A 12,770-nucleotide genomic window follows, 5' to 3' on the forward strand; every position below is an offset into this window, starting at 1 on the left:
ATGCAGAAGCTCGTACACGTGATCGGCGCGGGCCTCGCCGGTCTGGCCGCTGCGGTGCAATTGCAGCGGCGCGGGGCGCAAGTCGTACTGCATGAAGCGTTGTCCCAGGCGGGCGGCCGTTGCCGTTCGTATTACGACAGCACGCTGGGTGCGACCATCGACAGCGGCAATCATCTGGTGCTGTCCGGCAACTACGCGACGCTCAACTATGCCCGTGCGATCGGCGCCGCCGATGAACTGACCGGACCGGCCCAGCCCGACTATCCGTTCGTGGATCTGGCCACGCGGGCGCGCTGGACCGTGCGCATGTCGCCGGGCCGCTTGCCTTGGTGGATTTTCGATCCGAACACACGCGTGCCGAACACCGGCCCGACCGACTATCTGACGCTTGCGCCGCTGCTGTTCGCCAAACCTGGCCGCAGCATGGCACAGACCATGCGCTGTAACGGCGTGCTGTGGGACCGCATGCTGCGGCCGTTGTTTCTCACGATGCTGAACGTCGAGCCGCGCGAAGCCTCGGCGGAGCTGGCCGCGGCGATGGTCAGGGAGACCTTCATCGCCGGCGGTCAGGCGTGCCGGCCTCTGGTGGCGCGTAACGGACTGGGCAGCGCCTTTGTCGATCCGGCGCTGCGCCTGTTGCAACATGGCGGTGCGGCGATCCGGCTCGGTTCGCGCCTGAAAGACATTCAGTTTGCGGACGGCGGTCGCGTGTCGTCACTGAAGTTCGCCGATGAAAGCATCGCGATCGATGCGAACCAGGCCGTGGTCCTCGCGGTGTCACCGGATATCGCGCAGACGCTCGTGCCCGGCTTGCGCGCGCCCAATCGCTTCGCCGCGATCGCCAATGTGCACTTCGCGGTCGAGCCGCCGTTCGGTTTGCCGCTGATCACAGGGCTGCTCAACGCGAGTGCCGACTGGCTGTTCGCATTCGATGGCCGGCTCTCCGTGACGATCAACGCCGCAGATCGATGGCTCGACACGCCACCCGAAGCGCTGGCGAAAACCGTCTGGGCCGAAGTCGCCCAAGCGGCCAGTTTGCCGGCCGAACCGATGCCGGCCTGGCAAGTCGTGATGGAAAAACGCGCGACGTTTGCCGCGTTGCCGGATCAGGAAACGCTGCGGCCCGGCACGCGTACTCGCTGGAATAACTTGATGCTCGCGGGCGACTGGACGGCCACCGGCCTGCCTGCGACGATTGAAGGCGCGATCCGCTCCGGCCAGAAGGCCGCGGATATGCTGCTGAATCAACCGATGGAACGCCGATGAACGACTTATCTCAAGCCCGGCAATTGGGCGCCGTCCTGCCTGAATTCGCCGATGCGTCGCCTGACGCGCCGGCCGTTGTGCCGCAAGCATCCGTCGCCTCGCTCGACGCCGCGATCACGCGCGCGACCGATGCGATCCTCGCCGCACAGAAGCCGGACGGCCACTGGGTCTACGAACTCGAGGCCGACGCGACGATTCCCGCCGAATACGTGTTGCTGGTTCACTACCTCGGCGAAACGCCGAACCTGGAACTGGAACAGAAGATCGCCCGCTACCTGCGCCGCATCCAGCTGGCGAACGGCGGCTGGCCGCTCTTCACCGACGGCGCGCTCGACATCAGCGCCAGCGTAAAAGCGTATTTCGCGCTGAAGATGATCGGCGATCCTGAAAACGCCGAGCACATGGTCCGCGCGCGCGAAGCGATTCTCGCGCACGGCGGCGCGGAAACGGTGAACGTGTTCACGCGGATTCTGCTCGCGTTGTTCGGGGTGGTGTCGTGGCGCGCGGTGCCGATGATGCCCGTCGAGATCATGCTGTTGCCCATGTGGTTCCCGTTCCATCTGTCGAAGGTGTCGTACTGGGCCCGCACGGTGATCGTGCCGCTGCTGGTGCTCAACGCGAAGCGGCCGGTCGCGCGCAATCCGCGCCGCGTGCGCATCGACGAGCTGTTCCGCGGCGCACCGGTCAATACCGGCATGCGTGAGCGGGCACCGCATCAGCACCTCGGCTGGTTCCGCTTTTTCCGCGGCGTGGACGTGATGCTGCGCGCGGTCGACGGCCTGTTACCGAAAGCGACACGCGAACGCTCGGTGCGCGCGGCGGTCGCCTTCGTCGATGAACGGCTGAACGGCGAAGACGGCCTCGGCGCGATTTTTCCGGCGATGGCCAATTCGGTCATGATGTACGACGTGCTCGGCTATCCGGCCGATCATCCGAATCGCGCGGTTGCCCGCCAGTCGATCGAAAAGCTGCTCGTTATCAAGGATGACGAAGCGTATTGCCAGCCGTGTTTGTCGCCGGTGTGGGATACCTCGCTCGCCGCGCATGCGTTGCTCGAAACCGGCGAAGCGCATGCCGAGCAGGCCGCTGAACGCGGGCTGGCGTGGCTGCGTCCGCTGCAGATTCTCGACGTGCGCGGCGACTGGATCTCGCGCCGTCCGAACGTGCGGCCTGGCGGCTGGGCGTTCCAGTACAACAATGCGCACTATCCGGACGTCGACGATACGGCAGTGGTCGCGATGGCGATGCAGCGTTCAGCGGCGCTGACGCAATCGGATGTCGATCGCGAAGCCATTGCGCGGGCGCGCGAATGGGTGGTCGGCATGCAGAGCAGCGACGGCGGCTGGGGTGCGTTCGAACCGGAAAACACGCAGTACTACCTGAACAACATTCCGTTCTCCGATCACGGCGCGTTGCTCGATCCGCCGACCGCGGACGTATCGGGGCGCTGTCTGTCGATGCTCGCGCAACTCGGCGAACTGCCGGCGAGCAGCGAACCGGCGCAACGCGCGTTCGATTACATGCTGAAGGAGCAGGAATCGGACGGCAGCTGGTATGGGCGCTGGGGCTTGAACTACATCTACGGCACGTGGACCGCGCTGTGTTCGCTGAACGCTGCGGGCATGCCGCACGACGACCCGCGTATCAAGCGCGCCGCGCAGTGGCTGCTGTCGATCCAGAACGACGATGGCGGCTGGGGCGAGGGCGGTGAGAGCTACAAGCTCGACTACCGCGGCTACGAACGCGCGGCGAGCACGGCCTCGCAGACGGCATGGGCGCTGATGGGTTTGATGGCGGCAGGCGAGGTGAATCACGAGGCGGTCGCGCGCGGCATCGAGTATCTGCAACGCGAGCAGCGCGAGTATGGTCTGTGGGACGAAACGCGCTTTACAGCGACCGGTTTTCCGCGCGTGTTCTATCTGCGCTACCACGGTTATCGCAAGTTCTTCCCGTTGTGGGCGCTGGCGCGCTTCCGGCATCTGAAACGTAACGGGCTGACGCGCGTCGCGGTCGGGATGTAACGGATGCCTTTTTCGACAACGCCGTTATCCGGTGCCGGCAGCAGTACCTTGCCGGTGATCGCGGTGACAGGCATGGCGTTCGAGGCGCGCATCGCGCGCGGCAAGGGCGTCGAGGCGGTGTACGCCGCGCGTGCCGATTTGCTGGAGCGCGCGCTAAGCGCGGCGGTTGCGCGTGGGTGTTCGGGGATCGTCAGTTTTGGCACGGCGGGTGGTTTGGCGCCCGATCTGGAGCCGGGCACGCTGATCGTCGCGGATGCGGTCGAAGGGCCGTTTGGGCGGCTCGAAACCGATCCGCGGTGGGCGGATAGGCTGGCCGCGGCGTTGGCAGTTGGGCCGCTTGTGGCGCGACTGCGGCGCGGTTCGATGGCGGCCGTTACTGCGCCTTTGGTCAGCGCTGACGATAAGCGCGTGTTGCATCGCTCGACCGGTGCTTTGGCCGTTGATATGGAATCGCATATTGCCGGGGCTGCTGCGGCGGCGCATGGTTTGCCGTTTGCCGTGTGCCGGGCGATTGTCGATCCGGCCTGGCGGACGTTGCCTGCGGCGGCTACGGCTGGTCTGCGGGATGATGGGAGTACTGCGCTTGCGCCGATTCTGCGGGAGTTGCTGCGGCAGCCGTCGCAGATCGGGGCGCTGATTCAGGTTGCTGTCGATGCCCGGGCGGCTCGGACTTCGCTGGTTCAGGCGCGGCATGCGATGGGTGAGGCTGGAGCTTTGCGGATGTGGCGTGAACGTCGCGAACGCTGAAGGCCAAGTCGCCGATATCGTAAGCGGCATGATGCCCGACATGCTACCCAATACCTACACAGTCGGAAGAACGACCGTTGATGGTGTGCTTGTGGAATTCCGATTGTTTACGCGACCAAACGGCATAGCGAACGTTGGAACTCTCTTTCCGGTACATTGATATGCTTCGAGAACTAACCAGTCACGAAAAATCCTTCATCTGTGGCGTTGCTAACCGACTCGGCGTCGAAGCGCGCGATAGGTTAATGGATGACTTGTCCAGAGCGCAGGCCGAACCTCTGCTGGCAGACGGGGCACTGGTCCGATTTCATCTCGTTGGATATCAGCGTGCACCCTATGTCGGGCAGCGACTATTTCCAGTTGAAGGAGCGATGGAAGATAAAGATGGGTCGCAGATGCAGTTGTTGCTGTTCGCCGACCCGGCAGATCGGTTGTTCGAGCTTGAATATCTGCGGTGGGACGGGGACGCATTGCAAGCCCCAAACTGGTCTACGCTTCGATTCGTACCTGACGTGATTGCGGCAAAAAACGGTGCCGCGAATCCGTAAATAACAAAAAAGGCGCGAGCAATCGCGCCTTTTTGATTGATGCAGCACATCCGAACAACAGACAAACCCAGCTTGCTTCAGCCACTTGCTCAAGCCGCGAAGCGTAGTGGTTGGTCTTGCTGCTTAGGGGTGTCGCCTGCGACGGTGGCTTTTTTTGTTCTGGCGTACTTCCGGCCGATAAGCTTTCCGAGATCAACTGTTGGACGCTTCTCGTCCCGCATATATGCACCAGTCCGGAAGCGCAAGTCGCGCCGAGACGACACGTTTTACTCGCAGCGCGTTTGGCAAAGAGATTCCGAATTGACGCGGCTGGCCCCCCGTCGCCGCCAATGCACGACAGGTGGCAATGTAGCACTAACTTCCAGGGAACGGCCACCGCGCCGCATGCAGAGAAAAGCGCGATTTCTCGCGCTTTTTTGTTAAGCCTGACTTTGAGGTTCCAAGGAGTGTCAGGTTTTTCCTCGTTCGCTAATATGCACAATCTTCAGCGAAGTCCAATCGGGTTCTTGCAACGGCCCATCCCCCCAACGTAAGTACTCCAACTGATAAAGACGGCCAGCAGGATCAGCAAACAGGAGAACATCTACGGCTGCGCCGTCCGCATCTTTGACAGTACCTTCGTATGGGTACGTATGTTGCCCCCGTTCTTTTGGCCGGTCGTAGCCGTTGATATGGAAATAGATCATAGAACCATCGTCTAGAGTGGGTTCGGCGGTAGCGTTTTCCAAGTCACTCATAAGAGTTGCACCATCGACGCTGCCAAGCCGCGCGGCAATCTCACGAATGAATGTTTGTTCCGAATCAGTTAGCTCGCGGCGCATATCAATGAATCACAAAAATTGTTCCTACGTTAACTTCGCCGTTCGGGCGCATGAATGCCCTCCACTCGACGGATTTCCCATCGACTTCGATTCGTCCAATGTTACGCTCGCCGGGAGACATTTCGGAACGAATCTTAGCCACCTCGTCGGCGACCATACCCTCGGCTTTATCCAGATCCAGATTATCTTTCTTCGCGCGCTCTATGTAATGTTCCCGCTTGAATACAATTCCTTCAGCACTATTGGCACCCGTAGGCTTGCATTGCTTTGCCTCGGTCGCCTGTTGAATCCCGTTCTTCGCCGACCACATCGGGTCTCTGGCAAGCTGAAATATCAGCCATGCCGCGCGTGCTCCAGCATAAAGCACACACTCAGGGCAGACAGGCTCGAGCCCTGACTCCGGCACAAACCGCAAGCCTTTTACCCACCCCAGGAGATTGGCCGGTGGGCCGACCGGGATCACGCCCGATTCGTAGTTGCCCAGCCACTTATCAATCTCATCGCTATCGATCGCTACATCAGGACCAAGATTGGTCGATACGGTTCCGGTCCGGCTGACAATTGTCCCGTTAGGTGAGTAGTTGTAATCGACCTTCAGGTAACGTTGAACGTTTCCGTTTAGAGGACTTGCGGGCTCCCAAAGCAGGAAACTCGCGACGCGTCCGCGACTGTCGTAGACAGGATTCGCATCAAAACCAGGACCGGTAATCCTAATGGCTCTGTGCGCCTTGTCACGGAGCATGACTCCGTACACATTCCCCGTCTTTCTTTCGTGGATGGTTCGCAGATTTCCATAGGCATCACGGGTAATGCCCCACGAGCCGGTTTGGACTCCGCTTTCATACATCTCAGCGTACAGTAACGAGTTTGATGAGTCGTAGGACAGTCCATAGGTTCGAACGAGTCCATCAGCAACCTTCGCTCCGAATCCATCCGCACCTGTTGCGTCAGCAGTGGGCTGTTCGCTGATACCAGTGGGATTTCCGTTACTGTCATAGACATATGCGCGCATCCAACCCGGTGATGCAACCATATATGGGCGCAGGCTCGTTGAATCGGCGTAGCGCACCGTTGTTATCGCTGTGCCCCATTTGGTCCGAGAGGTTGCCTTTATGGGGCGATTTAACTGGTCGTACTCGTACTGGATATTCTTTCCATACGGAGCGATTTCGGAAATCAGGTTGCCTGCTGCATCCCAACCCATGCTATAGCCGGCGTCGTTTCCCGTGAGGCGCAATGCGCCGCTGATGGGGGAAAAGTTCACGGTCGTCGAGCGCTGACTGTTGGTAACAGTCGTCACGTTGTTGCCATATGCAAAAGCAACATTGCGCGTAGTGTCCGGATGCGTTGCCGAAGTGGCGCGCCCGGTTGCGTCATACGTCCACGTTACAATGCGTGAACCGGTCTCATCAATGACACCTGTCAATGCACTGGTAAAGCGCGCGTCTTCATAGGCATACCGACGGACATTGCCATCTGGCCACGCTACCGATATAAGGTTGTTAAATGCGTCATAGCCGTATCGCGTAACATTTCCCGTCGAATCCTCCATCTGCGTTATGCCCCATTTCGCGTCGTAGGACAGACGAATGGTGATATCGACAAAGGGGTTAGTTCCGGGCGCATGGTCGGCAATCGGCACCAGCAAGCCGGGTGCTGGCGCTACGGTGCCAGGGGTATTGTTGTCACTGTAGGTAAGTGTAGAGACCCGGCCGTCATGTTCAGTGACGGACAGAAGTGCACCTTGTGCTGTGTAGGTCTCGTTGCTGTCGGAAGTCAGGTCCTTGAGTGTCCATGACGACGTACCTTGCGCAAGAGCTAGCGGTGTGCCATCTACGGGACGCCACTCACCCGCTACCTTGCTGAACGTGACAGGATTGCCATTCTCCCGGTAAGCAATAACTTGAGACGGGATCCGATTCAGGTTCACCAGATTCAATTGCCGTTGCCAGTTGTGAAACCATAGCGATCCGAAACCCGAATCGGGTCGCGTTACTGGACGCGCGCGATAGGTTCGGCGGAATACAAGTGGCCTGTCGTCACCGCTAAGGAAGTCAACTTCGGAAACTGTCGTAGCCCCTGAGCTAGCGTAGACCGGATCAGCCACCGGACAACTGTTATCCATGTCGGTGTCATCAGGTGCCGTTCCACACCATCTTTTGATTCTCGTCGGCTCATTGACACAGTAGTGGTTGCTCATGTTGATCGAGGTGTTGCCCCACGCGTTTGCGTAACATGTCGAGGTTCCCTGTATCGCTCCCGACCTCACATAGAGTCCCGCGCAGATGCCGTCTCCACTTTCGGCGTTCGCGCTGGGCGCAGCCAGTAGCAGCATGAATGCGGGCAGCAGGCGGCGTACGACCCCAGCTAAGCCGCCCTGAAAATTCAAAACTTCCTTTAATTGTTCAATTAGCCAAGAGAGGCGTAAGCACTTTTAAGGAGATTGAAATATTTTGAAATCCGACAATTCCGAAAAAATCCGATTGCGTTGACATCGGACCAGTCGGGTAGACCTGGGAGAGTGATCTCCCAGGTCTACCCGACTGGCGATATCAGAAATTCATAATGAATTCGGTGCGCAATCCCGCGCCATAACTGTTCGATTCGGACAGTACTCAGGAGACAAATGACGAATGTGACCGTCTGCGACGAAGGCGATAACGCCATGCGGGTCATCGTCGACCACGACACGATCAACGATTCGCAGATTGACGTGGGGGCGGCCGTAGAACTGGATGCGCCTCTGGGGGATTGACGTGCGGGAGTTGAAATGAGCGGTGAAGAATAGCGTGTTGTGCTTGGGCCCGGCGCGCGCGTATATCGCGCGGCCGGTTGCGTTGATGCGTCGGGGCGGCACCTACTTTTCTTTGTCCGCCGCCGCAAGGAAAGCGAAAGAAAGCGGTTTTACACCGCAGGTGCTAAGCGGGTATTTCTGTAATGACACCGGAGTGGCCGCCACCTGATCTATGTCGTCGCACATTTGACCCTAGTGACAAGTCGGTCATTCTTCCGGCGGCGCTTCGCAAGCTGGGCGGGGTTACCCAAGTCCTACTGGACGGCCGGTGTTGTCTCCGGTTGCTTGATCCCCGCCGGCGCACCCTTGGCGCTTCCGGAGGCCGCGTTCGGCGCCTCCGCGGCGGCACCCGGGTCGGTGTAGTTCGGCAGCCCGATTGGCGCGCTGCCCGAGGCGCCCTTGGCGGGCGCCGTGGATGCCCCCGAGTCATCCTGATCTTCGTAGTTCGGCGGCGGCGCCGCGCCGTCGCTGGTGCCGCGCAGACGCGCTTTGCGCTGTTGCGTGTAGGCATCGCGCACGAATGAATATTTGTCGAGCGCGGCTTGTTGCAGCAGGTCCGTCGCGCCCAGCAGGTCCGAGCGCACGCTCACGAACTGCAACACGTACAGCGGATTGCGCTCCGCCGGTTCGATGTAGTTCAACGGGTTGAACTTCACGTCCACCACCAGACCCATGCTGTCGCGTACCGTGCTCGGGCCGAACAGCGGTAAGACGAGGTACGGGCCCGATGGGATGCCCCAGTGGCCGAGCGTCAGGCCGAAGTCCTGGTGGTGCTTCGGCAGGCCGGCCGGTGTCGCCCAATCAAGCAGGCCGCCCAGGCCGAAGGTCGAGTTGAACGCGAAGCGAACGAAGTCTTCGGTCGCGTCTGTGATCTTCAACTGCAACAGGTTGTTCGCGGCGTTGGTCAGGTCGCCGAGATTCGAGAAGAAGTTGCTCACCGCCGTGCGCAACGGCTGCGGCGTGACCTTTTGATAACCCTTCGCGACCGGAACAGCGACATAGCGGTCGACGCCGTCGTTGATGTTGAACATGACCCGGTTCACCGGTTCGAACGGGTCGCCAGGCTTGCGGTCGGGACCGGTCGCACAGCCAGAGATCAGACCGGTGGCGACGAGCGCCAGCGCGGTGGTTCGCAGCTTCATGCTTAAATTCCTTTTTTCTTCGCGCGACGTGGCCGCGGTTTGCCCATCAGTACGGGTTGGAACACCACCGCGCCGATCAGCGTGCAAAACAGCGAGAGCGCCAGCAGGCGTCCCATGCTGGAGGTCCCCGGATGATGCGACAGCCAGAGGCTGCCGAACGCTGTCGCCGTGGTCGCCGCGCTGAACAGCACGGCGTGCGTGAGGCTCGACTGCAAGAGGCCAGTCTGACCGTTGCGCCACGCCATGACAAAGTAAATCTTGAATGCTACGCCGACGCCCAGCATCAGCGGCAACGCGATGATATTCGCGAAGTTCAGCGGCATGCCGAATACCACGCACAATTCCAGTGTCACCAGCGCCGACACCAGCAGCGGAACCAGCGTGCGCAGCACGTCGCCGATCCGGCGCAGCGCAATCCACAGCAGAATCGCAATGGTCAGCAGCGCGTAGCCGGCCGCTTGTATGAACGCCTTGATGATGGTGTCGGCCGAATGCAGGATCGAAATCGGCCCGCCGATCGCGCCCGGTTCGGCCTTCTTCACCGCGTGCGCGAAGCGGGCGAGCATCGCGTCGTCATTGGGATCGGTGCCGGGCTTGACCTTCGGCGCGATGTCGACGAGCGCGCGGCCATCCTTGGAAACCCAGCTCCCGGAGATCTCCTTGGGCAGGTTGTCGCGGGTGATTTCGGTCGGTTGCAGCAGATCCGCCAGTTGCTTCAGCGCGATTCGCAGCGGTTCCGACATCGCGGTTTCGGCGCGCTCGCGCGTGGCGGCGTCCGCGGCGGCCAGCTTTTGCAGCGTCGCCGACAGATGCCTGGCTTCGGCGGCGCCGGGGCCCGGGTGATCGTCGGCGGCGAGCGCGAGCTGGTTCGACGCGCGTTTCAACGCGGCGACGCGCACCGCGTCCGTGGCTTGCTGCGCGGGCTGCTGCGTCAGCGCGGGCAACAGTTGCTGCGCGGCGCTCGCGACCAGCATCAGTTTTTGCTGCTGCTCAGTCGGAACGAAAGTGTCGAGCGTAGTCACGCGGCCCACTTCCGGCAATGTTCGCAGACGCTCGGCCATGCGGTCCGCGTCCGCCAGCGACGGCGCCAGCGCTTGCACATTGTTGACCGCCGCTTCCGGCGAATCCTTCAGCGACAGCAGCGTCGCCATCGATTCCGTGTGCGGGTCCTTCAGATGCAGCGGGTTGAAGTCGAAGCGCAAATGCGTGAGCAACGGCGTTGCGCCGATCACGACGATAAGCGTCGCAATCAGCACGGGCTTGCGGTGTTGATCGAGGAAATCGTCGACGGGCGCGAGTCGCGGGAAACCTGGCGACACGGCTTCGCCCGGCGGGTTGAAGACTTTCAGCAGCGCCGGCAGCAGCGTCATGTTGGTGAAGTACGCGACGAACATGCCGACGCCGGCGATCTTGCCCAACTCCGACACGCCGAGATAAGCCGTCGGCAGGAACGAGAAGAAGCTTTCCGCGACCGCGACCGCCGCGAGCGTGAGCGGCACGCCGATGCTGTGCGCGGTGTGGACGAGCGCGGCGGAGAGGCGGTCGTCGCGATTGCGTTCCTCGCGGTATTTGACGCCGAACTGCACGCCGAAATCGACGCCGAGCCCGACGAACAGCACCATGAACGCGACCGAAATCATGTTGAGCGCGCCGACCATCATCAAGCCGAGCGCGGCGGTGATCGCGAGGCCGACGAACAGCGTGATGAACACAGCGAGGATCATGCGGCCCGAGCGCAGCGCCAGCCACAAGATCACCAGCACGACGATAAAGGTGCCGATGCCGTTGAGCACCGCACCGTCCTGGACCGAGGCGAATTCCTCGTCGGCAAGCGGCTGCTCGCCGGTCAGACGGACGGTTGCGCCGTAGCGTGTATCGAGGTGCAGCGATGCGGCGGTGTCGCGGATGGCCTTCGACGCGCTTGCGCCCGCCTCGAGGGCGTCGTAGTTCAGGACGGGCTGCACGGTAACAAACGCGCGCGCCGGATCGGTGGCGGTGCTCGTGTCGACCAGCGCGCGCCATGAAAACGCCGCCGGCTGTCCAGCCAGCACGCGATCGAGCACGGTCGCGCTTTGCGACAGCAGATGGCTCATGTCGGCGAGCTTCACCTGACCGATTTGCAACGGCAGCAGCAGGCTCGTGGTGAGCGTGCCAGCGAGGCCGGTCAAGCTCGGATCGTGGGCGAGGGCGTTGACCAGCGGCCGGGACTGGACGAACTGCGAGGTGGTCGACAGGACTTCATTGGTCGACGGAAACAACAGGCCGTTGTGTTCGAAGAACGGGCCGCCGGCCGGTTGCGTAACCGCGACGAACTCCTTCGGGTCGGCTTTCAGCGCGGCGGTGAGCGCGTTAGCGGCGGCGTCGGCGAATTCCGGGGCACGGGCTTCGACCACGACCAGCACGGTTTGACCGCGCTGGGGGAAGGCCGTGTCCAGGGCGTCGCCGAGCGACGACCATTCCTTGTCGGTCTCGACGAGACGGCTGATATCCGTGTTGATCTTGAAGTGATGGACGACGTAAAAGCTGCTCAGGACCGCGAGCACGAGCGAGAGGACGATGACGCTTATCGGATGGCGCACCGAATAGGCGACGAAACGGACGATAGATGACTTCAGCATGTAGGCGGAGGGGGCCTTCTTATCACGGATGGTGTTTTTGACGAAAGTGCACAAGTATACAGAGCCGGCTCGTATTCGGCGGCAAGGGTGCCGCCGGGCTTAAAGGGCCAGGGTGGGAACGCAATCTCGGTATACTGGTCTATCCTGCTTTCGCAGCCGGCTTGTTGGCTTGCCGGGGCTTACTTCTCAGGTGTTGACGAGCGTATGAAACGTTATTTGACTGCTTTTCTGGCCGCGGCTGTGATGTCCACGGCGGCGTACGCGCAAAGCGCGCCTGATGCGGTGGTGAAGAGTGCCGTTGAAGGCACTGTTGCCGCAATGAAGGCCGATCCGCAGGCGCGCGGCGGCGATATGAACAAGATCACCGAACTGGTGGAAACACGATTCGTGCCCGCGACGGATTTTCAGCGGACCACGCGGATCGCTGTAGGCAAGGCATGGAGTACTGCCACGCCCGAGCAGCAGAAGCAGTTGTATGAGCAGTTTCAGATCCTGCTCGTGCGGACGTATGCTTCTTCGCTGTCGCAGTTGCGGGATCAGGATGTGAAGTTCAAGTTCTTACCGGTTAGTGTGCCTGCCGGCGCCAAGGATGTGGTGGTGCAGTCGCACGTTATTAGTAATGGCGGCGATGATTCCATCGATTATCGGCTGACTAAGAGTGCCTCCGGCTGGAAGGTTTACGACATCAATATGATGGGGGCCTGGCTGATTCAGGTCTATCAAACGCAGTTTGCCGACCAGCTTTCAAAAGGCGGGGTTGATGGGCTGATCAAGTTTTTGACCGCTCATAATGCGCGCAGCGCAGGGTAGATT

The 12,770-nt window shown here is 61.1% G+C and carries 10 protein-coding genes; 6 read left to right on the forward strand and 4 right to left on the reverse strand.

The features are described 5' to 3' along the window. From hpnE to SB772_RS22455, 4 genes are all read left to right on the forward strand, one after another. Window positions 1-1,266 carry a hydroxysqualene dehydroxylase HpnE gene (gene hpnE, locus SB772_RS22440; protein WP_410835402.1) on the forward strand — a complete coding sequence of 422 codons (1,266 nt, stop codon included), beginning with the start codon at window positions 1-3 and terminating at the stop codon, window positions 1,264-1,266. Then, window positions 1,263-3,287 carry a squalene--hopene cyclase gene (gene shc, locus SB772_RS22445; RefSeq protein WP_410835403.1) on the forward strand — a complete coding sequence of 675 codons (2,025 nt, stop codon included), beginning with the start codon at window positions 1,263-1,265 and terminating at the stop codon, window positions 3,285-3,287. The genes hpnE and shc overlap by 4 nt, the downstream gene beginning before the upstream one ends. 3 nt (window positions 3,288-3,290) lie before the next feature. Further along, window positions 3,291-4,034: a phosphorylase gene (locus tag SB772_RS22450; protein WP_410835404.1), complete on the forward strand. Its 744-nt coding sequence runs from the start codon at window positions 3,291-3,293 to the stop codon at window positions 4,032-4,034. A 134-nt stretch (window positions 4,035-4,168) separates the two neighbouring features. Next, window positions 4,169-4,582, forward strand: a complete 414-nt coding sequence (locus SB772_RS22455; RefSeq protein WP_410835405.1) for a DUF6984 family protein — start codon at window positions 4,169-4,171, stop codon at window positions 4,580-4,582. A 449-nt stretch (window positions 4,583-5,031) separates the two neighbouring features. Here the strand turns inward: SB772_RS22455 and SB772_RS22460 are convergent, their stop codons facing one another. Then, window positions 5,032-5,403 (reverse strand): DUF6984 family protein, encoded by a 372-nt coding sequence (locus tag SB772_RS22460; protein WP_410835406.1) that lies wholly within the window; start codon window positions 5,401-5,403, stop codon window positions 5,032-5,034. Between the two features lies 1 nt (window position 5,404). Next, window positions 5,405-7,738: an RHS repeat domain-containing protein gene (locus tag SB772_RS22465; protein ID WP_410835588.1), complete on the reverse strand. Its 2,334-nt coding sequence runs from the start codon at window positions 7,736-7,738 to the stop codon at window positions 5,405-5,407. Between the two features lie 291 nt (window positions 7,739-8,029). On the opposite strand from SB772_RS22465, the gene SB772_RS22470 reads away from it, so the two are divergent. Then, window positions 8,030-8,158 (forward strand): hypothetical protein, encoded by a 129-nt coding sequence (locus tag SB772_RS22470; protein WP_410835407.1) that lies wholly within the window; start codon window positions 8,030-8,032, stop codon window positions 8,156-8,158. Between the two features lie 293 nt (window positions 8,159-8,451). Here SB772_RS22470 and SB772_RS22475 read toward each other — a convergent pair whose 3' ends face one another. Further along, window positions 8,452-9,339 carry a VacJ family lipoprotein gene (locus SB772_RS22475; protein ID WP_410835408.1) on the reverse strand — a complete coding sequence of 296 codons (888 nt, stop codon included), beginning with the start codon at window positions 9,337-9,339 and terminating at the stop codon, window positions 8,452-8,454. A 2-nt stretch (window positions 9,340-9,341) separates the two neighbouring features. Then, window positions 9,342-11,957 carry an MMPL family transporter gene (locus tag SB772_RS22480; RefSeq protein ID WP_410835409.1) on the reverse strand — a complete coding sequence of 872 codons (2,616 nt, stop codon included), beginning with the start codon at window positions 11,955-11,957 and terminating at the stop codon, window positions 9,342-9,344. 204 nt (window positions 11,958-12,161) lie between these two features. Between SB772_RS22480 and SB772_RS22485 the strand changes: the two genes are divergently transcribed. Further along, the gene (locus SB772_RS22485) at window positions 12,162-12,767 is read left to right on the forward strand and encodes a phospholipid-binding protein MlaC (RefSeq protein WP_410835410.1); all 606 of its coding nucleotides are present in this window, start codon (window positions 12,162-12,164) and stop codon (window positions 12,765-12,767) included. Window positions 12,768-12,770: the final 3 nt, after the last annotated feature.

The sequence above is a fragment of the Paraburkholderia sp. SIMBA_030 genome (assembly GCF_046535245.1).
Lineage (GTDB): Bacteria > Pseudomonadota > Gammaproteobacteria > Burkholderiales > Burkholderiaceae > Paraburkholderia.